Origin of the sequence: Flavobacterium sp. RSB2_4_14 (assembly GCF_051547085.1) — a bacterium.
Lineage (GTDB): Bacteria > Bacteroidota > Bacteroidia > Flavobacteriales > Flavobacteriaceae > Flavobacterium.
Genome location: NZ_JBPTTL010000005.1, coordinates 157,231 through 180,409, shown reverse-complemented (window position 1 = coordinate 180,409; position 23,179 = coordinate 157,231). Strand labels below are relative to the sequence as shown.

Annotated in this window: 23 protein-coding genes and 1 pseudogene; 18 read left to right on the top strand and 6 right to left on the bottom strand. The window is 32.4% G+C overall.

Going from position 1 to position 23,179, the window contains the following annotated elements:
* Nucleotides 1–2,793: pseudogene (locus ACSVH2_RS10800) on the bottom strand (hypothetical protein); the annotation flags it as partial.
* A gap of 159 nt (nt 2,794–2,952) precedes the next feature.
* Between ACSVH2_RS10800 and folE the strand changes: the two are divergent.
* The 4 genes from folE to lgt all read left to right on the top strand — a co-directional run bounded on the left by folE (nt 2,953) and on the right by lgt (nt 6,461).
* Nucleotides 2,953–3,624 carry a GTP cyclohydrolase I FolE gene (gene folE, locus ACSVH2_RS10795; protein WP_438093191.1) on the top strand — a complete coding sequence of 224 codons (672 nt, stop codon included), beginning with the start codon at nt 2,953–2,955 and terminating at the stop codon, nt 3,622–3,624.
* 104 nt (nt 3,625–3,728) lie between these two features.
* Nucleotides 3,729–5,210, top strand: coding sequence for a cysteine--tRNA ligase (gene cysS, locus ACSVH2_RS10790; protein ID WP_438093190.1), 1,482 nt, complete (start codon nt 3,729–3,731; stop codon nt 5,208–5,210).
* A gap of 5 nt (nt 5,211–5,215) precedes the next feature.
* Entirely contained in the window at nt 5,216–5,458 is a 243-nt protein-coding gene (gene yidD / locus ACSVH2_RS10785) for a membrane protein insertion efficiency factor YidD (protein ID WP_438093189.1), read from the top strand.
* A gap of 76 nt (nt 5,459–5,534) precedes the next feature.
* Complete coding sequence (gene lgt / locus ACSVH2_RS10780) at nt 5,535–6,461, top strand: prolipoprotein diacylglyceryl transferase (RefSeq protein ID WP_438093188.1); 927 nt, start codon at nt 5,535–5,537, stop codon at nt 6,459–6,461.
* Nucleotides 6,462–6,510: 49 nt separating this feature from the next.
* Here lgt and ACSVH2_RS10775 read toward each other — a convergent pair whose 3' ends face one another.
* Both ACSVH2_RS10775 and ACSVH2_RS10770 read right to left on the bottom strand, forming a co-directional pair.
* Entirely contained in the window at nt 6,511–7,551 is a 1,041-nt protein-coding gene (locus ACSVH2_RS10775) for an RluA family pseudouridine synthase (protein ID WP_438093187.1), read from the bottom strand.
* Nucleotides 7,541–8,158, bottom strand: a complete 618-nt coding sequence (locus ACSVH2_RS10770) for a PASTA domain-containing protein (protein WP_438093186.1) — start codon at nt 8,156–8,158, stop codon at nt 7,541–7,543. Before ACSVH2_RS10770 ends, ACSVH2_RS10775 begins: the two co-directional genes overlap by 11 nt.
* Nucleotides 8,159–8,264: 106 nt before the next feature.
* Here ACSVH2_RS10770 and ACSVH2_RS10765 point away from each other — a divergent pair, with 106 nt between their 5' ends.
* The 4 genes from ACSVH2_RS10765 (at nt 8,265) to ACSVH2_RS10750 (ending at nt 12,065) form a co-directional block, all read left to right on the top strand.
* Nucleotides 8,265–9,239, top strand: a complete 975-nt coding sequence (locus ACSVH2_RS10765) for a D-alanine--D-alanine ligase (protein ID WP_438093185.1) — start codon at nt 8,265–8,267, stop codon at nt 9,237–9,239.
* A gap of 9 nt (nt 9,240–9,248) precedes the next feature.
* Complete coding sequence (locus ACSVH2_RS10760) at nt 9,249–9,863, top strand: zinc-ribbon domain-containing protein (protein WP_438093184.1); 615 nt, start codon at nt 9,249–9,251, stop codon at nt 9,861–9,863.
* A gap of 3 nt (nt 9,864–9,866) precedes the next feature.
* Nucleotides 9,867–10,331 (top strand): pantetheine-phosphate adenylyltransferase, encoded by a 465-nt coding sequence (gene coaD / locus ACSVH2_RS10755; RefSeq protein WP_438093195.1) that lies wholly within the window; start codon nt 9,867–9,869, stop codon nt 10,329–10,331.
* Between the two features lie 213 nt (nt 10,332–10,544).
* Nucleotides 10,545–12,065, top strand: coding sequence for a carboxypeptidase-like regulatory domain-containing protein (locus ACSVH2_RS10750; protein WP_438093183.1), 1,521 nt, complete (start codon nt 10,545–10,547; stop codon nt 12,063–12,065).
* 8 nt (nt 12,066–12,073) lie between these two features.
* Here the strand turns inward: ACSVH2_RS10750 and ACSVH2_RS10745 are convergent, their stop codons facing one another.
* Together ACSVH2_RS10745 and ACSVH2_RS10740 are read right to left on the bottom strand one after the other, a co-directional pair.
* Nucleotides 12,074–13,438 carry a DEAD/DEAH box helicase gene (locus ACSVH2_RS10745; RefSeq protein ID WP_438093182.1) on the bottom strand — a complete coding sequence of 455 codons (1,365 nt, stop codon included), beginning with the start codon at nt 13,436–13,438 and terminating at the stop codon, nt 12,074–12,076.
* A gap of 55 nt (nt 13,439–13,493) precedes the next feature.
* Entirely contained in the window at nt 13,494–14,096 is a 603-nt protein-coding gene (locus tag ACSVH2_RS10740; protein WP_438093181.1) for an NUDIX hydrolase, read from the bottom strand.
* Between the two features lie 7 nt (nt 14,097–14,103).
* Between ACSVH2_RS10740 and pyrE the strand changes: the two genes are divergently transcribed.
* Genes pyrE through ACSVH2_RS10725 form a run of 3 tightly spaced genes read left to right on the top strand, consistent with a single transcriptional unit; the run spans nt 14,104 to nt 15,568 of the window.
* Entirely contained in the window at nt 14,104–14,745 is a 642-nt protein-coding gene (gene pyrE / locus ACSVH2_RS10735; RefSeq protein ID WP_438093180.1) for an orotate phosphoribosyltransferase, read from the top strand.
* Nucleotides 14,746–14,758: 13 nt separating this feature from the next.
* A complete protein-coding gene (locus ACSVH2_RS10730; RefSeq protein WP_438093179.1) occupies nt 14,759–15,172 on the top strand; it encodes a hypothetical protein in 414 nt (137 codons plus the stop codon).
* Nucleotides 15,173–15,175: 3 nt separating this feature from the next.
* Complete coding sequence (locus ACSVH2_RS10725) at nt 15,176–15,568, top strand: SRPBCC family protein (RefSeq protein ID WP_438093178.1); 393 nt, start codon at nt 15,176–15,178, stop codon at nt 15,566–15,568.
* Between the two features lie 83 nt (nt 15,569–15,651).
* On the opposite strand, the gene ACSVH2_RS10720 is transcribed toward ACSVH2_RS10725, so the two are convergent.
* Nucleotides 15,652–17,577, bottom strand: coding sequence for an LTA synthase family protein (locus tag ACSVH2_RS10720; RefSeq protein ID WP_438093177.1), 1,926 nt, complete (start codon nt 17,575–17,577; stop codon nt 15,652–15,654).
* 115 nt (nt 17,578–17,692) lie between these two features.
* On the opposite strand from ACSVH2_RS10720, the gene ACSVH2_RS10715 reads away from it, so the two are divergent.
* The 7 genes from ACSVH2_RS10715 (at nt 17,693) to ACSVH2_RS10685 (ending at nt 23,116) form a co-directional block, all read left to right on the top strand.
* Nucleotides 17,693–19,465, top strand: coding sequence for an AMP-dependent synthetase/ligase (locus tag ACSVH2_RS10715; RefSeq protein ID WP_438093176.1), 1,773 nt, complete (start codon nt 17,693–17,695; stop codon nt 19,463–19,465).
* Between the two features lie 19 nt (nt 19,466–19,484).
* Nucleotides 19,485–20,543, top strand: a complete 1,059-nt coding sequence (locus tag ACSVH2_RS10710) for a proline iminopeptidase-family hydrolase (RefSeq protein WP_438093175.1) — start codon at nt 19,485–19,487, stop codon at nt 20,541–20,543.
* 123 nt (nt 20,544–20,666) lie between these two features.
* The gene (locus tag ACSVH2_RS10705; protein WP_438093174.1) at nt 20,667–21,056 is read left to right on the top strand and encodes a hypothetical protein; all 390 of its coding nucleotides are present in this window, start codon (nt 20,667–20,669) and stop codon (nt 21,054–21,056) included.
* Between the two features lie 246 nt (nt 21,057–21,302).
* Nucleotides 21,303–21,644: a cupin domain-containing protein gene (locus ACSVH2_RS10700; RefSeq protein ID WP_438093173.1), complete on the top strand. Its 342-nt coding sequence runs from the start codon at nt 21,303–21,305 to the stop codon at nt 21,642–21,644.
* Nucleotides 21,645–21,692: 48 nt separating this feature from the next.
* Entirely contained in the window at nt 21,693–22,262 is a 570-nt protein-coding gene (locus tag ACSVH2_RS10695) for a helix-turn-helix domain-containing protein (RefSeq protein WP_438093172.1), read from the top strand.
* Between the two features lie 96 nt (nt 22,263–22,358).
* On the top strand, nt 22,359–22,898 hold the full coding sequence (locus tag ACSVH2_RS10690; RefSeq protein ID WP_438093194.1) for a helix-turn-helix domain-containing protein: 540 nt from the start codon (nt 22,359–22,361) through the stop codon (nt 22,896–22,898).
* A gap of 23 nt (nt 22,899–22,921) precedes the next feature.
* Nucleotides 22,922–23,116 (top strand): hypothetical protein, encoded by a 195-nt coding sequence (locus ACSVH2_RS10685; protein WP_438093171.1) that lies wholly within the window; start codon nt 22,922–22,924, stop codon nt 23,114–23,116.
* The last annotated feature ends 63 nt before the right edge of the window (nt 23,117–23,179 follow it).

Here is a 23,179-nt window from a genome sequence, read left to right as displayed (position 1 = left end):
AGGATCTGGCACGGTTACTACTGGCAATGGGTTGACTACTAAATTAAAGGAACTTACAGTATTACATCCGGTTGTATTATTGCGGATGTTAATCCAGATTTGTTGTGGGTTACTGGTGTTGGAATAACTATTCGGTAACGCATTGGTTTGACTTGTCGCATCGCCTTGGCTTGCATAATAGCTTACTGTTACATTGCTTTGCCCATTGGCAATTTCTGCTGTTTTTGTATTTAAAGTAAATTGTTCTGTATTGTCTCCTGGCGTGGTGTAGTCACACAATTCATAATTAGTAATTACTGGATTGGCTAGTGGTAATGGGTTTACTATTAAATTGAAAGTAGTATTGGAATAACACGCTGGCGAACCTAATGTGTAGGCTCTAACGTAAATCGTTTGTAATCCAGAGTCGATATTGCAATACAATCCGGTTATAGGATTAGCTCCCGTTTGTGAATTGGTCAGTGTCTCGTGGTAAGTAACAACTATGTTTGGATCACCGCCTGTAATCTGATTGGTCATGGTCGTTAAATCAAAACCACAATAAAATCCATCGTTGTTGTTACTGTCATCACATACCACATAATTAGATGGCGTGAATATCGTTGGGGAAGTGTTTACTGTTACTACCGCTGAACCTGATTGGGGTTGAGAACAGGTGGTTGAACTTCCTTCTTGCACACTTATTAAACTGTAAGTAAACGTTCCAAAAGAAGTTGTTGGAACATTAATAAAAGCTGTATTTCCTCCACCAGAAGTTGAAAGTGGTGGTTGAATTGCGTTGTTGATGGAATATATAAAGGTGTAAGGAGCATTTCCATTTGAAGCAGTTAAAACTAATTGCGGAGATGGCGAATTTAAACACGTTGAAACACTTCCTGAAATAGTTGCTGTAGGTAATGCATTAACCGTAATAATAGCAGATCCTGCCTGATTTTGAGCACATGATAGCGCTCCAGAACTTTGAACATTTACTAAGGTGTAATTGAAAACGCCTGAATTTGTGGTAGGAACATTTAAAGAAATACTATTTCCAACGATAGTTGTAATGGTTGGTTGAACAACATTATTTAATGAATATGTAAATGAATAAGGTGCTGTTCCTCCAGAGCCAGTAAATGTTATAGTTGGACTAGGAGCATTTTGACAAACAGCAGTTGTTCCCGAAATACTTGCTGTCGGCAATGCGGTTACAGTAACAGTTGCTGAACCTGAAATAGCTCTTAAACAAGTAGTTGAAATATTAGAAACACTCACTAAACTATAAATGGTATTGGCATTAAGATTAGGTGTTGTTATAGTGTTAGTTCCTGAAGCATTTAATATTATTGTTTGATTAGGACCAGCATTTACAGTATAAGTAACTGTTGCATTTGGGGTACCATTAAAAGTAATACCAGTAGTAGTTCCAGAGCATATCGTTGTTGTTCCTGATATTGTTACTGAAGGCAAAGGATTTACTATCAATTGAAAAGTAGTAGTGCCAAAAGTCAAAGGATTAGCATTCTCCTCCATTCTAACGTAAATCGTCTGAGGATTTGATGTGTTTACATATGCATTTATTGGACTTATTGCAGCAGTATCATTATCGGCATCTGCTTGAGTTAAATGATAAGTAACAGTGTAATTAGCTGGATTGTTAGCACCAAGAATAATTGCTGTTTGTGGAGTGAAATTGAAGGTAGCTGTACCACTACCCAAACTACTCTCACACAATGTTAAATTTGATGGTTGAATAGGAGTTGCATTACAAGAAATAAAACCTATTGTAAAAGAAAAAACAGAGATACATCCACTAGAAGTGGGTCCATTATCTGTAACTGACATGTATATTGTTGCTCCACCAACAGGACCAGGATATGATGCGGGGTTTGGAATAGAATTATCTAAATTTTGAGCTCCATTTGCTGTTGTATGATAATAAATCTCATAATTACTTGGTGTAAGTCCTGTCCCTGTAAAAATATTTGCTGCTGCTGCATTCAAGTTAAAATTTGGCAAATTACTACATTGAGTTAAATTTACAGGTTGATTTATTGGAGGTGGTGAGCTGAAGGTTACTGTAGCACTAGCGGATGCATTCGCAACGCATCCAGGTTTATTGACAATAACTGTGTAAGTAGCAGGCTGAGTAACCGTAATTGATTGTGTATTTCCAGCTATTGGACCAGTTACTGAAGATGACCATTGATAAGAGGTTGCTCCTGCAATTGTGGCTGTCAAAATAGCTTGAGCTCCAGGGCAAATAACTTGATTAGCTAATGATAACGGACATATAATATTACAATCAGTTGCTCCTGCACCCGCTTGTCCTGCATTAGTTTGCGTAACAGTAATGTTACCTGCTTGACCACTATAATTGGTCAACAAAACAACATATATATCACCTACGACAGCATTTAGAATTGTGAAATTTTCTACTGCAGCAGCAGAAAAACTACAACTGACACTTGTAGTTGGATTCAAATCTGCTGGACCACAAGTCGGTGCAGGAAATGGTCCCCAAAGAATATAATCAACATCAATTGGAGTTCCACCGTTTGTTGCTTGTGAAATTTGAAAATTAATATTTCCAGCAACTCCAATTTGCATGTAAAACCATGCCGGATTGGGCTGACTCCCCAAACACTCATAATCAATACCAGTCTCAGAAGTTGTTCCTGTAGAATTAGGGAAAGTTAAAGCAGATCCACCAGCACAAAATGCGTCACTCGAAGCACAATTAGCACCTTGAGAAAAAATTGAATTAACTGTTAATAAATTAAATAATAGTAGAAAAAAATAAATATTCTTCATGTACATTAGCATTTTTAAGGAGCGAAATGTACATATTTTTGAGAAATAATTAAGTTAAAATTGAATTATTTTTAAATATTAATGGTAATAAGTAGAGATTGATTTTTATTATTTATATTTGTCTTTTTAAAATTTAAACCCCAATTAATATTGAATTTAATGACAAACAGTGATTCCATTAATGATGAAATAGGAGATAATCATATTGCAAGTAGTGCTCAAAATCCTCTGCGAAGTGATGCTTTCGAATTATCTGATGATGTAAAAATAGAACTGATAAAAAAAGATGTTGAAAACATATTAAGCACTCTTGGTATGGATTTGACTGATGACAGTTTAAAAGGAACTCCGAATAGAGTAGCAAAAATGTTTGTTAAAGAAATTTTTGGAGGTTTAAATCCTAATAAAAAACCCAATTCTTCTACTTTCAAAAACAACTATAAATATGGTGAAATGCTAGTAGAGAAAAACATTACGGTTTACTCCACTTGTGAACATCATTTGTTGCCAATCGTTGGAAGAGCTCATGTTGCTTATATTTCTAACGGAACAGTAGTTGGACTTTCAAAAATGAATAGAATTGTTGATTATTTTGCCAAAAGACCTCAAGTACAAGAACGATTGACCATGCAAATAGTTCAAGAATTGCAAAAAGTTTTAAATACCGATGATGTGGCTTGTGTCATTGATGCAAAACATCTTTGTGTTAACTCTAGAGGTATTCGTGATATAGAAAGTAGTACTGTTACTTCTGAATTTGGCGGGAAATTTAAAACAGAACAAACTAGAAGAGAGTTTTTGGATTATATTAAACTAGACACTCAATTTTAATCTAAATCTTTAAAAAATAGCCCTGATTAAAGTGGAAATCCTTTTCTTTTTCTTTCAAAAAGAAAAGATTGTAACGGAAAGCAGGAAATAGCTCAAAAAAAAACATGCAACTTTACAAAAATCATCAACTTAAAATATACAATTCTCTTTCTGGAGAAAAAGAACTTTTCAAGCCTGTCCATGAAGGAAATGTAGGTATGTATGTTTGTGGACCAACAGTTTACAGTAATGTACATCTTGGAAATGTTCGTACATTCATGTCATTTGATATGATTTTTAGATACCTTCTACATTTAGGTTATAAAGTTCGTTATGTTCGTAATATTACTGATGTTGGACATATCGTAGATGATGTGGATGACGGTGAAGATAAAATTGCCAAAAAAGCTCGTGTGGAACAATTAGAACCAATGGAAATTGTACAACGTTATACGGTAGATTTTCATGATGTTTTAAATCAATTTAATTTTTTACCACCAAGTATAGAACCTACAGCCACAGGACATATTATTGAACAGATTGAAATCGTTAGAGAAATTATTGAAAAAGGATTCGGATACGAAACAAACGGTTCTGTTTATTTTGATGTGGTAAAATTTAATGAAACTAATCATTACGGGAAATTGAGTGGCAGAAATATTGACGAAATGCTTGCCAATACTCGAGACACTGACGGACAAAGTGATAAAAAAAATCCACAAGATTTTGCCTTATGGAAAAAAGCCGAACCAGAACACATCATGCGTTGGCCTTCGCCATGGGGAATTGGTTTTCCGGGTTGGCACTTAGAATGTACCGCTATGAGTACTAAATATCTTGGCGAAACATTTGATATTCACGGTGGTGGAATGGATTTAAAGTTCCCGCATCATGAATGTGAAATTGCTCAAAATGAAGCTTGCACTGGTCATAGTCCTGTGAATTATTGGATGCATGCCAATATGCTTACGCTAAATGGTAAAAAAATGTCAAAATCAACTGGAAATAACATTCTTCCAGACGAAATATATAATGGAGGAAGTCCTTTTTTAACCAAAGCTTTCTCTCCCAATGTGGCTCGTTTTTTTATGATGCAAGCACATTACAGAAGTATTTTGGATTTTACCAATGATGGAATTGTAGCAGCAGAAAAAGGATTTAATCGATTGATGGAAGGAATGGAAATTCTGAAAGGATTACAACCCAGCAATTCTTCATCTGTTGACATTATTTCATGGAAACAAGATTGTTATGAGGCTATGAATGATGATTTTAATACACCAATTTTGATTGCCAATCTATTTGAAGGCATCAAGTTTGTTAATTTGATTAATGATGGAAAAGAAACCTTGAGTGCTAATGATTTGAAAACACTTTCGGAGACATTACATACTTTTACATTTAATGTTATTGGCATTAAGAATGAAAAAAGTGCTTCGAATAATTCAGATAAATTAGATGGCGTTGTCGAAATGTTAATCACCATGCGAGAAGAAGCTCGAGCGAACAAAAATTTTGCGCTGTCGGATCAAATTCGTGACAAACTCTTAGCATTAGGAATTCAACTAAAAGACGGAAAAGAAGGAACAAGTTTTAGCATTCAATAAACTTTATGATAAAGAAAATCGTAATAGCGCCACTCCTATTGCTCATCTATTTTTATAAAATTGTACTATCACCTTTAATGCCATCAACTTGTCGATTTCAACCTACTTGTTCTAGTTATTTTATAGAAGCACTAAAAATTCATGGCCTTTTTTATGGCTCATATCTTGGTACAAAAAGAATACTACGGTGTCATCCTTGGGGCAAAAATGGTTATGATCCTGTTCCAGAGAAAAAATGCTCACACTAAAGAAATCTTAAATTATACATCTCTTTTTGTAACAAATAACTATTTTTACAATCAATCTTAAACAAAATAACTCATTATGATTTGGAATCCATCAGAAGGAATTAATATAGGTTTCTTTACTATCCGTTATTATAGCTTGATGTTTGTAATTGCATTTGGCTTAGGATGGTATATCATGAAGCATATTTTCAAAAAAGAAAATGAGCCAATAGAAAAACTAGACACCTTATTTATATGGACAGTAGTCGCTACTTTACTTGGTGCGCGTCTAGGTCATGTATTTTTTTACGACTGGGAATATTACCGAAACAATTTATTAGAAATTTTATTACCCTTCCGATTTAGTCCTGAATTTGAATTTACTGGTTTCCAAGGCTTAGCAAGTCATGGCGCGGCAATCGGTATTATTCTTGCGATGTATTTTTACAGTACCAAAGTTATCAAACGTCCTATACTTTGGGTTTTAGATAGAGTTGTCATTCCAGTTGCGAGTGGTGCTGTATTTGTTAGAATTGGAAATTTTTTTAATTCAGAAATATATGGACATGTCACCTCAAAAGATAATTTTTATGGAGTGAAATTTATCAGAGAAGATGAATTTTGGGATAGTCATAGTTTATCTCAAATTACAAATACCGTAAATAAAAATGATGCCTATAATCTTATTCAAAATGACCCAAAATTTGCTGATATTTTAAATCAAATTCCATACAGACATCCAGCACAATTGTATGAAGCAGGTTTGTATATTGTTGTTTTTTTCATTCTTTTCTTTTTATATTGGAAAACAAAAACAGCCGAAAAACAAGGATTATTATTTGGTTATTTCCTTATACTTCTATGGTCAGTTCGTTTCATAGTAGAATATGTAAAACAAAGTCAAGGCGGAATTGAAGAAACATTCGGTTTATTTACCACAGGTCAATGGTTGAGCATTCCTTTTATTTTAGTGGGAATATATTATTTGTTCGTTGCCGAAAAACCAGTTGAAGATAAAATATAAACTTGAATATTACAAAAAAAAGAAAAGTCCCTACTCGGGACTTTTTTTATTATTCCTCACTTTCGGAAGCATTTGATTTAGCATAATTCCGCCATTTTTCAATACAGTCTTTCATGTCTTGAGGCAACTCAGTGTCAAAACTCATAAATTCTTGAGTTGTTGGGTGAACAAAACCAAGCGTTTTGGCATGTAATGCTTGTCTTGGTAATGTTTTGAAGCAATTATCAATAAACTGCTTGTATTTGGTAAAAGTCGTTCCTTTTAAAATTAAATCACCACCATAACGTGCATCATTAAACAAGGTATGCCCTATGTGTTTCATGTGCACTCTAATTTGATGTGTTCTTCCAGTTTCCAATTTACAAGAAACCAAAGTAACATAGCCAAAACGTTCCAAAACCTTATAGTGAGTAACTGCATGTTTTCCGATTTCGGGATCGGCAAAAACAGCCATTTGCATTCTATCTTTAACATGACGAGCAATATTCCCAACTATCGTTCCTTCGTCTTCTTTCACATTTCCCCAAACCAAAGCAATGTATTCGCGCTCTGTAGATTTATCTTCAAATTGCTTTGCCAAATGCGTCATGGAAGCTTCTGTCTTGGCAATAACCAAAAGTCCAGTAGTATCTTTATCAATTCGATGAACCAAACCTGGTCTTTCACTTGAATTCATTGGTAAATTTTCAAAATGAAAAGCTAAGGCATTGACCAAAGTTCCTGTGTAATTTCCGTGTCCAGGATGAACAACCAATCCTGCAGGCTTGTTGATAACCAAAACCGCTGCATCTTCAAAAACAATATCCAATGGAATATCTTCTGGATCTATTCTGTTTTCAAAAGGTGGATGAGACAACATTATGCGTACAACATCAAAAGGCTTTACTCTATAATTGGATTTTACAGGAACATCATTCACCCAAATATTGCCTTTTTCAGCAGCTTGTTGAATTTTATTTCGAGTGGCATTTTCAACTAATGACATTAAGAATTTATCCACACGTAGAAACGATTGTCCTTTTGTAGAAACAAAACGATGATGCTCAAAAAATTCTTCTTCTAAATCGGGAATCTCTTCGTTATGGCTCATTTACAGGAATAATTTCAGTTGAATCAACTGCTGTTGAGTCAATAGTTTCTTCATAAGTAATTTTTCCGTCACCCAACACTAAATCTATTTTTGATGATTTCAAAACTTTATCACCTGCTTTCAATTTTTTTCCATTCATTCTCATTTCAAGAACCATATCTTTACCCAAGTAAGGTTTATAAGTTATCGTTCCTTCTAACAGTCCAACGGCTTCCAATGTTGGAACCGCTTGACGATAGGTTTTCTCAATCAAATCTGGAACCGAAACCATAGTATATTTTGAAGCATTGATTTTAATATATATTTTTCTTCCTTCTTTAACCTTTGCTCCTGCTTTTGGTTCTTGTTCAACAATAGTCAACTTTGGAAAATCAGGTTTGAAATCAACGGTATCTAAAATTATATAGTCTAAATCAATAGCACTCAATTTTTCTTCGGCTTGTTCAACTGAAAGCTTACTCAAATCAGGAACTGCAATTTCTTGCCCATGATGAGTTGTATAGGTTAACCAATGAAAAAACAAATAGGATATACCAGCAACAATAGCCATAGCAACAATAATTTGTGCAAAAAACACTTTACTGGTTAAATACGAACGTAAACTCATAAATAAATTTAATTTGAGCAAAGATATAAAAAACATAAAGGTTATTCGTTTGAAAAAAAATGATAATTTTGTTATTACTAATACTTACACATAACTAATGTTATCTATGAAAAAAGTTGCCATCATCATGGGCGGTTATTCTAGTGAATTTGAAATTTCTCTAAAAAGTGGAAATGTGGTTTACCAATTTCTTGATCAATCAAAATATAAAGGATATCGCATTCATATTTTTAAAGAAAAATGGGTTTATGTTGATGACAATGATGCTGAATTTCCTATTGACAAAAATGATTTTTCAGTGACCGTAAATGGCATTAAAATTAATTTTGATGTGGTTTTTAATGCTATTCATGGCACTCCAGGAGAAGATGGATTGATGCAAGCTTACTTTGAATTATTAGAAATTCCTCAAAGTTCTTGCGATTATTACCAAGCTGCTTTAACCTTCAATAAACGTGATTTATTGTCTGTTTTAAAACCCTATGGCATCAAAACGGCAACTTCTTATTATTTAAATTTTGGAGATGAAATTCATGTTGATGAAATCTTAAAAACGGTTGGCTTGCCTTGTTTTGTTAAACCGAATAAATCGGGCTCGAGTTTTGGTATTTCAAAAGTAAAATCTAAAGAAGAATTTTTACCAGCTATTGAAACTGCCTACAAAGAAGACAATGAAATCATCATAGAAAGTTTTCTTGATGGAACAGAAGTATCTGTTGGTGTTATCAATTATAAAGGAAATATAACTGTTTTACCCATAACCGAAATTGTCTCTGAAAATGACTTTTTCGATTACGAAGCCAAATATCTAGGGAAATCTCAGGAAATTACACCTGCTAGAATTTCTTCAGAAATGACGGCTAAAGTTTCGGCAGTAGCCAAAAAAGCCTATGAAGTGTTGAAAATGAGTGGATTTTCTAGAAGCGAATTTATCATCGTTAACGGTGAACCACACATGCTCGAAATGAATACCATTCCGGGTTTAACCACTGAAAGTTTAATTCCACAACAAGCCAAAGAAGCCGGAATTTCGCTTACTGATTTATTTAGTAATGCTCTGGAATTAGCATTTAAAAAGTAAAATTAATTTATGATAATTATTTTTGGGACAAAAGCTCGTTGTATTAGAAATGGACAAATTGATCATGTAGATTGTCCAAATTGTGGAAAAGTAACAAGGATGAGCTATAGTATATATGGAAAGTATTTTCATTTATTCCATATACCATTCGTACCAATAAAGAAAATTAAAATTGCTGAATGCAATAATTGTAATAAAACATTTGATTATATTGATTTGTATGAAAGTATTAGGATAAAAATTCATAAAGAAAAAGAAAAAAGACCACTTCGTTATCCTTTTACAATGTATTCAGGGATTATAATTCTAATTTGTTTTTTCGCATATGGATTTTATGATTCAAAGATGACTGAAAGTGACACTTTAAAATTCATTAAAAAACCTCAAGTTGGAGATATGTACTATGTGAAAATTTCGGATGGACAGTTTTCAACATTTAGAATTGACAGTATAACTCGAACAGAGTTATACGTCACTAATAACGATTTTCAAATCGACTTAGATTATGATATTGACACTATAGATGAAAATAAAAACTATACAAATTCAAAAGACACTCTAAGTATTTTGGATTTACAAGAATTTTTAAATAACGAAACAATAATCAAAGTAATCAGAAAATAAATGATACGAAAAGCAGTTTTCCCCGGTTCATTTGACCCAATAACTTTAGGGCATTATGATATTATTAAAAGAGGCGTTTCGCTTTTTGATGAAGTAATTGTAGCTATTGGTATCAATGCCGATAAAAAATACATGTTTACTTTGAACGAAAGAAAAAAATTCATTGAAGACGCTTTCAAAGATGAACCTAAAGTTTCGGTGATTACTTATGAAGGATTGACAATCAATTTATGTCGAAAGTTAGACGCTCAATTCATACTTCGTGGTTTGAGAAATCCAGCCGATTTTGAATTTGAAAAAGCCATTGCACACACCAACAGAAAGCTCTCTCAAATAGAAACTGTTTTTTTACTAACAGCTTCCAAAACTTCCTATATCAGTTCCACCATAGTTCGAGATGTCATTAGAAATGGTGGTGATTATACCGTTTTGGTTCCCGATACTGTAATTGTAAAAAAAGGAAAATAATTATTATACTATTGATATTCAAAGTTATAATTTAAATAATTTATCTTTTAAAAACTAGTGTTTGCTAAATTTAAGTTAACACACAAAAGCAGAAAAAATATTTAACTAAATTGCAATAGCAGATTTCCACAAGATTTCCTGCTACAATAGTGCTACAGTTTTTATAATCTCAATGATTAAAAAAACTTTTAATTAGAAAATTATACCTGCTTTATGACTACTATTAAAACTTCGATTTTCATTTTCTCCTTACTATTTTTTTTTCAAATAGCTATTGCCCAAAATATTTCTGGAAAAATTATTGATTCCCAAACTGGAGAAAGCATTCCTTATGCTACAATTTTGGTCAACAACGCTGAAAATTTGGTTTCAAATGCAGAAGGATTATTCACTCTATCCGAAAATAGTAGCAGTCCAAATACAATGTTAACTATATCCTATCTTGGCTATGCAAACCAAAAACTATCGGTTGGCAATTTAGTAAAACAGCAAAATATAATAAAACTTCAAGCTGGAATTATTGAACTTAAAGAGGTTAACGTCTCTAATAAAAGACTAAGTCCTTATGAAATTATGGCAAATGTCAAGGCGAATATCAAAAATAATTATGCTAAAAATAGTATCCCAAAAAAGGATATGATTTTTTTTAGGGAAATAACAAATTTCAAACCTTCCATTCTTGATGTAGAAATTGATGAGTCATCTGGATTTTCAAAAAATGCTCTTAAAACAGCAAATGCTCAGATGACTGCATTCACTTCAAAGTTAATAGCGCAACCACCACGAGAATATGTTGATATCCTTTGCAATAATTATTCTTACCTCACTACAAAAGATGACAAACCATATTACTTATCAAAACTTGAGGTGTTGAAAGCTACAAAACTCAAAAACGAAAATAGCTCGACTTCTCTTGATGATTTACAAAAATCGGCCACCGATATTATTTTGACACACCTTGATTCAACAAAATATTACAGAGTGAAAAGTGGACTTTTTGGTTCACGAGATACTATTTCATTGCGAAAAGATTTTAATAAAAAGAAAAGACCAAAGTCAAATCAATTAACATCGACTAAAGCTAATCTCACGTCATTTCTAACTGAAAATAATATTACTAATGTCACCAAATTTGATTTTATTCATGAGCCACAGACGTATGACTATACTTTTGAAGGTGCTACTTATACTAATGAAAATGAATTTGTTTATGTTTTAAGTTTTAAACCCAAGAAAAGCAAATCTAAATACAAAGGAAAATTATATATCTCAGAAACTGATTTTGCAGTAATTAGAGCTGATTATAAATTAGAAGATGGAAAAAAAGTTAATGGTGTTAATTTGAAACTTTTGCTTGGAATTAAAGCCATAGAAAACGTAAGTAAAGGAACCGTGATATACAAAAACAGTCCCGTTGGAAATGGTTATTATTTGCAATATGCACTTCAGGAAAAAGGACAATATATTTACATAAACCGACCTTTAAAATTTATCGAATTAACCGATGAAGACAAAGATGTAGTGGCATTTGATTTAAAAGTAGAAGGAAATTCGTTTGAAAAACTGGAATACCTCAATATGAATCGTTCAGAAAGTTCAGAAGCCACTATTGGAAAAATAACAGAAGATGATTTCAGTTTTATAAAACTAAAATCATACGACCCAAAAATTTGGAAAGATTACAATGGAATAGAACCTTTGGAGGAAATGAAACAATTTAAAGCAGTAGATTAGTGTTGAATTTAGTATTTATCAGTCTTACTATCTTCCTCTTTCTTAATAACTTTGCGCGCTACTTCAATTTTAAACTTCTTTCCTTTCATTTTTTCGTCACGAATGTTGGAAAGTAAGGCTGCAACTTTATTAAATTTCACGGCTGCAAAAGAAATAAAATCTTTTACTTCAATCAATCCCAAATCACCTTTCTCCAATTTTCCTTTTTGGGAAAAGAAACCCACAATATCAATTTTATTCAATTTATTTTTCTTGCCACCACTGATGTAAATGGTTTGGAATTCTGGAGGTTTTGGTAATGTTGTGGCATTGTCCACTTTTAAAACTGGCATATTATAATCGATATAATCCATTTTCTTTTCACTTTCATGTATTATAATATAAGCTGTTCCAGAAGCTAACATTCTCGCAGTTCGTCCGTTTCTATGTGTAAAATCCTCTTCCTTTGAAGGCAAATGATAATGAATAACGTGTTTCATTTCGGGAATATCCAAACCTCGAGCCGCTAAATCAGTGGTGATTAAATAACTCACACTACCGTTTCTGAATTGAATTAAAGCGCGTTCACGTTCATCTTGGTCCATTCCACCGTGATAATATGTGGCATAAATACCTTTTTCGTTTAAAGTGTCACTAATACGTTCTGCAGCATCTCTATGATTACAAAAAATCAATGCCGACTGCGATTTTAAAGAACAAATCAAGTTAAACAAAGTAGTAATCTTATCTTTCTCTTTAGAAACAACCATCTTCATAGAAAGATTCACTTTTTCTTCGTCCGATGGAATAAAATCTAAAACCGTTGGGTTTGTAACTTTCGTATATTTTGGAATTTCAATTCCAGAGGTTGCAGAAACTAATATTCGTTTGTTTACTTTTGATAATCGGCTTATGATGAATGACATTTGTTCATGAAAACCAAGTTGTAATGATTTGTCAAATTCGTCTAAAACTAATGTTTGAATGCGGTCAACCTTGAAAGTTCCTCTGTCAATATGATCAGCAATTCGTCCTGGAGTTCCAATCAATATGGCTGGTGGATTGGATAAATTCTTAATTTCAGTTTCAATGGAATGTCCGCCATAGCAAACATTAACTTTATAATCAGTACCCATTTTTTTCCAAACTTGCTCAATCTGTAATCCCAATTCTCTTGAAGGTACTAAAATCAAACATTGCACTCCGGCAATTTGCTCGTCAATTAATTCAAAAATGGGTAATAAAAAGGCCAATGTTTTTCCAGAACCTGTTGGCGACAACAACAAAACATTACTATCGTTTAAGATGGTTTCTTGAGCGGCAATTTGCATTTCGTTTAGGTTTTCTATACCTAAATTAAGCAGTAAATTATTGGAATGATACTGATTTTTCATTCGGCAAAGGTAAAGCCAATTTATTGGAATCCTATTTTAGCAAATAAAATCTAATTTAGTGAAGCAATTTTTCCTCTTCAAACAACAATTTTATATTTTCATAGGAATTTTTTAAAGCTTCTTTTACTTGCTCAGGGTTGAGCCAAGCCACCTTTTCAATACCTTCATTAGCTTGTGGTATTGGAGTTCCTTCAAAAGTGGATTGCATTTCAAACCAATGCGTGATTTTTAATTTGTATTTGCCGTTGCGTTTAAAAATGTGATAGGTTTTTTGAAGTTTATGAGAAACTCTAAGTTTGTTTACACCTGTTTCTTCCTCTACTTCACGCATGGCAGTATCTTCAATTTCTTCTCCTTTTTCAATTCCACCTTTAGGTAAATCCCACTTTCCATTTCTGAAAATGAACAGAACGTCACCATTTTTATTATAAACTAATCCTCCACCCGCTTTACAAACTGGAATTTTTTCCTTTACTTTTTTAAGAATTGCCTTTTCATCAGGATAATACAAATAAGCTTTCTGAATTTTGTTTTGAAACATTTTAATGATGACTTGCTCAATATCAACACTTTCCAGTAAGAACAACTGAAAATCGGTTTCTTTGGCTATTTCATTAGTTAAAAAAAGGGGTTTGTCGTTGACAAAAACTTTATACATTTGTACTATGATTTTTAATAAAGACACAGCCGAAAAAACAGCCGAATTGCTTTTACAAATAAATGCAATTAAATTGAATCCTAAAAATCCTTTTACATGGGCTTCAGGATGGCACTCTCCAATTTACTGCGACAACCGATTAATACTGTCTTTCCCAGCGATAAGAAATTTTGTTAGAGAAGAATTTTCGAAGCATATTGAGAAAAAATTTGGTAAACCAGACGTTATTGCCGGTGTTGCAACTGGTGCAATTGGCATCGGAATGCTCGTTGCGGAGTATATGGGATTGCCATTTGTATATGTTAGACCAGAGCCAAAAAAGCACGGAAGACAAAACCAAGTGGAAGGTTTTCTGCAAAAAGGACAAAATGTAGTTGTGGTAGAAGATTTGATTAGTACTGGAAATAGTAGTTTGGTAGCCGTAGAAGCTTTAAAAGAAGCTGGTGCCAATGTAAAAGGTATGGTTGCTATTTTTACCTATGGATTTGATATTTCAGTTGAGAATTTCAAAAAAGCCAATGTAAATTTACACACGCTAGCCGATTATGAAAACCTATTGCAATTGGCAGTAGCCAAAAATTATATCACCGAAAAAGAACTCACTACATTACAAGAATGGCGTAAAAGTCCATCGACTTGGAATGTGTAAAAAATTGTATTAAATGAAATCAAGAATACTTTTCATTTTTATTTCTGTTCTTTTCATTAACTGTAGTTCTGAAACTAATAATTCTGGCGAATACCGAAGTTTATGGATTATCAAAAGTATTTCCCCTGAAATACCATCAAACCCAAACCAACCAGATTGTAGATTGATGAACGATCAAATATTCTTTTCTGATTTTGGAACATTAACATGGTCATATCCATTACCTGACTCAAATGGTAGTTATTCTCAGCCATGTCAATCGGGATCAAATGCAGAATATTTTGATTACAAAAAAGTTGGCGGTGAAATTAAAATTTATGAACCAAACACAAATACCGAAGTAAATTGGGATTTTCAATTAGTCGACAATCTAATAACCGTTACCAGACCCAATTCGATAACTGTTTACGAAAAATATAATAATTAAATTATGAACTTAGAAAGCCCTAAAGTTACCGTAGCACAATCAGCAGAATATTTGTTCAACGCTCTGTCTGATGTGAAAAACTTTGAAAAATTAATGCCCGAAAACATTGCCAAGTTTGAAGTATTGGGCGATGATATTTTCAATTTTGGGTTAAAAGGAATGCCCGAAATTAAATTACGATTAAAAGAAGGTGTGCCTCATTCAAAAGTAAATCTTGCTGCAGCAAGTGACAAATTACCTTTTACTTTAACGGCAAATTTGGACAAAGTTACGGATGCATCAACCGAAGTTCAACTGCATTTTGAAGGTGATTTCAATCCTATGATGGCCATGATGATAAAAGGTCCAATTACCAAGTTTATTGAGACATTGGCACAGAATATGGAGAAATTGTAATGATTTAAGTTTTTTGATTAATGATTTTTGATTGCAGAATTTAAAACTTCAAAAATCTTAAATCATAATTCAGTAATCTGCATTCATTTCACAGTAGTCAATCGTTTATCAATCACCCTTTCCATATAATCTTGTATGAATGCTTTGCATCGCAATTCTAGTGCATTCATTTCGGCATTACGTTTTCCAATCAAATTGTTTTCCATGCCTTTATCCATTGCTGCATAAAACCCAACAGCTTTTTTCCCATCAAACGTGCAAATGTAATTGCCGCTCATAAATTGATACACATTGGCACCATATTTTACTACAAAAGGTGGAACCTTTTTTTCGTTAATCAAACTTCTACCCCAACTTCTAAATGGTTTTTGATACCCAATCATGTCTAAAAGTGTTGGATAAATGTCAATTTGCTGTGCCCAATCATTGTTCACTCCAACATAGTTGCCATTAGGAGAAAAGAATAAAATAGGAACTGTGTGTTTGTTAAACTCTTTTCGATATTCATCATAAGCAATAGTGTTGCCATGGTCGGCAACCAAAACAAAAATAGTGTTGTTGTACCATGATTGCTTTTTAGCTTCGGCAAAAAATCGTTTTAAAGCATAATCAGTGTAACCAATGGATTCATTGATATTTACTTTTCCTTTTGGAAATTTTCCTTCATACTTTTCTGGAACTTTGTAGGGTTCGTGTGAAGAAACAGAGAACAACGTGGCCATAAAAGGTTGTTTCTTTTGTGTTAATGTTTGATTAAAATATTGAAAGAAAGGTTCGTCCCAAATTCCCCAAACGCCATCAAATTCAGCATCGTTGTTGAATTCTGTTTTGCCATAATAATGGTCATAGCCCAAAATGTTTCCAAATCCTAAAAAACCCATTGAACCATTTGGTGCACCGTGAAAAAAGGAAGTATCATAACCTTCACTTTTCAAAGTAGAAACTAGTGACTCGATTTTCTGTTTTGGAAAAGGCGAAGAAGTAAAAGCATCTTTAAACGATGGAATTCCAGCAATTATTGATGACATTCCGTGAATAGATTTCCATCCATTAGCATAGGCGTTGGTAAAAATCAAACTGTGTTGCGCTAACGAGTCAACAAATGGTGTATATCCTTCATAATTTGGGATTTTTGTGCCTTTATTAAAAGCACCACTATATTCTCGACCAAAACTTTCTAATATAAAAATAACAATATTTGGAGTTGTCTTAGGGTTGTTCTTGTATAACTTTATTGGAACCAATAAACTGTCAACTTCCGATTTAGTAACCAAATTCACTTTCTTAAAAGTATTGGTATTCCAAGTTCTTATGACAGCAAAAGGAGTGTTCAAAACTACATCGGCTTGCGAAGCATTTTTCACATAACGACTAGCATCAAGCATATTTATTGGTCGGGTACTTTTCTTGAAATCACCTCTAATTCCACCTATACAAAGTGTGGTAATTAATAAAAAACTAACCACTGAAGCCGCAAAATATTTCACGGAAGGTTTTTCAACTTTATGGTGAACTTTTATCTTTTTATACAATAAAATCCAGATGTAAGACAAAGAAAAAAACAACAGAAAGACATGCCAATAATTCAATAAAAAATTAAAAAATAACTCTGTTTTATTGCTCTCGTTTTCTAAGGTATCTAAAGACGCTCTAGTACTTCTACTGAAAGTATATCGGTAATAAATAAAGTCAATGAAATTGGCAGAATAGACTAGTAAATTAGTTGCGAAATAAATGTAAAACAGTACTTTCTGATACCTTTTTTTGGTATTGATAATAGCAGGAAAAACAGAAATAATAATGAATAATGCATTAGCATACAAAATGGTTGTAGTATCAAAAGCCAATCCGTGATAGCACAATCTAAAAAAGTCGTAAATTCCATCAAGTTGAATAAGATCTTTATTGTATATAAAAAATAAAAGTCGGGCAATAAAATAAAAAACATAAGCTAATAAAATCCTAAAGACTACTGCTTTATATTCTTCAATGCGGGGGAATTTTTTCATTTAAATCATAAAATTAACGATGCAAAACTACATATTTCAGAGGTATGATTTTAAAATTTTAAATTAATATTGTGAATGAAGGTAATATTATTTAATTTGCATTAAAATTTAAGAAATGACACAAATCAAACGTCTTTTTGACTTTCCCTATTTTCAACTTGAAAAGAATAATATTTCCAATTGTCTAGTTACCAAATACGATGGAAAGTGGATTGCTACTTCTACTCAAGAATACCTTGATAAGGCGAATACTATCTCGAGAGCTTTGTTGCGTTTAGGCATCAAAAAAAATGATAAAATAGCCATAATTTCAACTAATAACAGAACCGAATGGCACATTATGGATATTGGTGTATTGCAAATTGGTGCTCAAAATGTGCCCATCTATCCAACAATCTCCGAAGTAGATTATGCCTACATTCTCAATCATAGTGAGGCAAAATATTGTTTTGTATCAGATGAGGAAGTATTGCGAAAAGTTACTTTAATCAAACAAGATGTCCCAAACCTATTAGAAGTATATTCTTTTAACCAAATTGAAGGATGCAAAAATTGGGTTGAATTATTAGAATTAGGAAAAGATACGAGCAATCAAGATGTGGTTGAAGACAGAAAAAATAGTGTTGATACTATGGATTTGGCTACTATTATATACACTTCTGGTACTACTGGACAACCAAAAGGCGTCATGCTATCGCATAATAATATTGTCTCCAATGTTTTAGACAGTGCCAATAGAATTCCATTTGGCGAAGGAAAAAGTGTTGCCCTTAGTTTCTTGCCTATTTGCCATATATACGAAAGAATGGTCACTTATATTTATCAGTTTTACAGTTGCTCTATTTATTTTGGTGAGTCGATGGATAAAATTAGTGATAACATAAAAGAAGTTCATCCTACGGTAATGACTGGTGTTCCTCGTCTTATCGAAAAAGTTTACGAACGAATTATTGCCAAAGGGTCAGACCTTAGCGGTATAAAGAAAAGATTGTTTTTTTGGGCAGTTAATGTGGGTTTAAAATATGAACCTTATGAAGCTAATGGTTTTTGGTATGAATTAGAATTGAAAATTGCCCGAAAACTAATTTTCAGTAAATGGAAAGAAGGTTTGGGTGGAAGATTAGATCTTATTGTAAATGGAAGTGCCGCTTTACAACCTCGTTTGGCAAGAATTTTTGCTGCGGCAGAAATTTATGTGATGGAAGGTTATGGATTAACAGAAACTTCACCTGTAATTTCGGTGAATGATATGCGAAATCGTGGTTTTAAAATTGGAACTGCAGGACGTATTATTGATAATGTCGAAATTAAAATTGCAGCTGATGGAGAGATTCTTTGCAAAGGACCAAATGTCATGATGGGATATTACAAAGACGAAAAACTAACCAATGAAGCCATTGTTGATGGATACTTTCACACAGGAGATATTGGAGAAATCGATAGTGACGGATTTTTAAAAATTACCGACCGTAAAAAGGAAATGTTCAAAACTTCGGGAGGAAAATATGTCGCACCACAGTTGATTGAAAATGCCATGAAACAATCCCGATTTGTGGAGCAAATTATGGTTATTGGCGAAGGGCAAAAAATGCCTGCCGCTTTTATTCAACCTAATTTTGTTTTTGTCAAAGAATGGGCTGCAATACATCATATCAATATTGGAGAAACAAATGAAGCTATTTGTGCCAATAATGAGGTTAAAGAACGAATATTAAAAGAAGTAGAAACTGTAAATAAAAAATTTGGAAACTGGGAACAAATAAAACGTTTTGAACTCACACCCGATGTTTGGTCTATTGATGGTGGTCACCTCACTCCAACTATGAAACTAAAACGAAAAGCAGTAATGGAAAAATATAAAGATTTATATCAAAAAATCTATAGCTAACACTTTAAATCTTTCAATTATGAAGTTAAAATTATTTCTAACTATTCTTCTGGCATCAATTTTATTTTCGGGTTGTAAAGAAAATAGTCCTGTAGATTCTATCAAAGCAAATTATCTTGATTATTCCAAAAGTGATGATCAAGCTACTGGTGGTATAAAAATGATTCCCATCTCCACTCCTATTGGCAAATTCAATGTTTGGACTAAAAGAGTGGGAAATAATCCAAAAATAAAAGTGCTTTTACTTCATGGTGGTCCTGGTGGAACGCATGAATTTTTTGAAAGTTTTGACGGTTATTTTCCCAATGAAAGTATCGAATATATATACTATGACCAATTAGGTTCGTATTATAGTGACCAACCGAATGATAATCGACTTTGGACAACCGAGCGATTTGTAGAAGAAGTAGAACAAGTGCGCAAAGCTTTGAAATTGGACAATACCAATTTTTATTTGTTAGGACAATCTTGGGGTGGAATTTTGGCAATGGAATATGCTTTAAAATATCAAAAAAATCTAAAAGGTTTGATTATTTCAAACATGATGGCAAGTGCACCAGCATATAACAAATATGCCGAAGAAGTTCTTGGACCACAACTTGATCCAAAAGTTTTTTCACAAATTAAAGAGTTTGAGAAAAACAAAGATTACTCCAATCCTAAATACATGGAATTGTTGATGAATTATTACTACACCGAACACATCCTTAGAATGCCAGTTGACCAATGGCCAGAATCTATTAATAGAGCATTCAAACATTTAAACCCAAATGTATATGTTTATATGCAAGGTCCGAGTGAGTTTGGAATAACAGGAGATGCAACTCTAAAGGATTGGGATATCACATCCAAATTAAAAACATTGACGATTCCAACATTGGTAATTGGTGCCAAATATGATACAATGGATCCAAAACACATGGAATGGATTTCAAAAGAAGTGCAAAATGGACGATTTTTACTCTGTCCAAACGGTGGTCATTGTTCTCAATATGACGATCAAGAACATTACTTTCCTGGTTTGATTAGCTTTTTAAAAGACGTTGATAACGGTAGTTTTTCAAAAGACAAAAACTAGTAAATTATCAAAAACGTTATTAACAATATTGATTAATAAATAGTTAACAATTAAACAACTGTTAAATTATTACATTCTCAAAATAATAATAATTTTATATCACTAACCCATAAATTATTAATTATGAATGTAAAAAACTTTTTAATTGGTGGAATTGTCGGTGGAATTACCGATTTTCTATTAGGATGGTTATTCTACGGAATTTTATTAATTGATTTTTTCCCTCCTATGAAAGGAACCGAAAACATGTTGTTCATTTTCTTAGGTTGTATGTCTTTTGGATTTTTAATTTCTTTTGTTTTTGCTCAAGGCGAAAGTATTTCTAAATGTGTTCCCGGTATTAAAGTTGCCGCTGGTATTGGATTATTCATGAGTTTGTGTATCAATTTTTTTAACAACATGATGAATGAAACAATAGATGTAAAAATGATGGCAACTGATGTTATTGTTTCAGTAGTTTTAGCTTCTATTGTAGGCGCTACTATTGCAGTTACTATTGGGAAATTGAAATAACTTATAATAAATGTTTATTGAAACGCTTTAGATTTTTCTAAAGCGTTTTTTTTTGTTTATTAGAAAGAGATATTTTAAAAAGAAACTTTAAAGCCACAATTAGCAATTTATACAAATAGAATATTTCTTTTTATGAATTGTTGAACCTTTAACCAATTTAAAGCGTCACCTTTGTAATGAGAATGCTTTTTTCAATACAATTGCTTATTGCAAATTTTGAATAAAAAGTGTATTTCTAATCAAAAAATGGATACTTCAGAAGTTGAAAAAGCAAAATCACATATCATTGTTGAAATCATACAATACATACCCAATGCTGTTTTAAGTAAAACTATTATTAAAAAAACTACTGGAAACATTACGGCTTCCTCTTTTGATGCTGGTGAAGAACTAGCCGAAAAAACATCTCCATTTGATAATTATATTCAAATAATAGATGGTACTGCGGAAATTATTATCAACGAAAAAACACATAAACTTACTCTGGGTCAAGGAATAATTATTCCTGCGCATGCTAAACATTGCTTTAATGCTAATGTACAATTCAAAATGTTATCCACTATTATTAAAAGTGGTTATGAAGATTAGATTACACTATTTAAGTAATCTGCAAATTCATAAAAAAATAATCAAACCATGAAACTCTATATTAAATATATGGTGAGTATCCGCTGTAAAATGGTGGTAAAAGATGCGTTGGAAAAACTAGGGCTTCATTATGTTATTTTGGATTTAGGCTTGGTAGAAATTATGGAAAATTTAACCGATGCTAAACGAGAAAAATTAAAAATAGCATTACAACGCTCTGGGTTAGAACTCATGGATGATAAAAAAGCCATTCTTATTGAAAAAATAAAGAATGTCATCATTGAAATGGTACATTACACAGACCAACTTCCCAAAGTAAATTATTCTGATTACATCAGCGAAAAACTAAAATTAGATTACACTCATATATCCAAAATATTTTCAGAAGTAAAAGGCATTACCATTGAACAATTTATCATTGCGCACAAAATTGAACGTGTCAAAGAATTACTTTTATATGACGAATTAAATCTTACTGAAATATCATATATTCTCAACTATAGTAGTGTTTCGCACTTGTCTCGACAGTTCAAAAAAGTAACAGGACTCACTCCTAGTTTCTTCAAACAATTGAAAGATAAAAAGAGAATTGCGCTCGAAAATATCGGAATTGTATAACTTCTTTCCATTATAGTGCAACCCAAATTTTCCATTAAAACTGAACTTTGTTATAAATAGATAAACCTGCTTATTTTGAAACTATACATTAAATATATGGTAAGTAATCGTTGTAAAATAGCGGTTAGAGACGAGTTGAAAAAACTAGGTCTTCACTTTATTGTGGTTGATTTGGGAGAAGTAGAAATTATGGAAAACATCACATTCGAGAAACGTGAAATGCTGAAAGAAGGCCTTTTGAAATCGGGGTTAGAACTCATGGAAGACAAAAAAGCCATACTTATTGAACGTATAAAAAATATCATTATTGAAATGGTTCACCATTCTGATGAAATTATCAAAGTTAATTTTTCTGATTATTTGAGTGAAAAATTGGGACAAAATTATACCTATTTGGCCAATTTATTTTCGGAAGTTCAAGGAACAACTATTGAACAATTCATGATTTCCCATAAGATTGAACGAATCAAAGAACTGATGATTTATGATGAACTAAACATTACTGAAATCGCATGGAAAATGAATTACAGTAGTGTAGCGCACTTGAGTACACAGTTTAAAAAAGTTACTGGACTTTCGCCCTCACATTTTAAAAAGTTAAAAGACAAAAGAAGAATTTCTATTGAAGAAATTTAATTACTACTTAAAAAACCATTTCTATGAATATTAAAAGAATTTTTGGCGCCATACTCACCATATTAGGAATTGGCGGACTGATTTATACTGCTACTATTTTCTCGAATACTGCTGGGAATAACCATGATATAAGAATACTCATAATTTATGGCGTTTTAGGGTTATTGTTTTTTGGAACTGGAATAAGTTTAGTTCGCACCACTAAAGACGAATCTTAATTGCATTTATAAAAACAGATGATGAATATTATTTTACATAAAAAAAACAGTCTCCTTTATTAC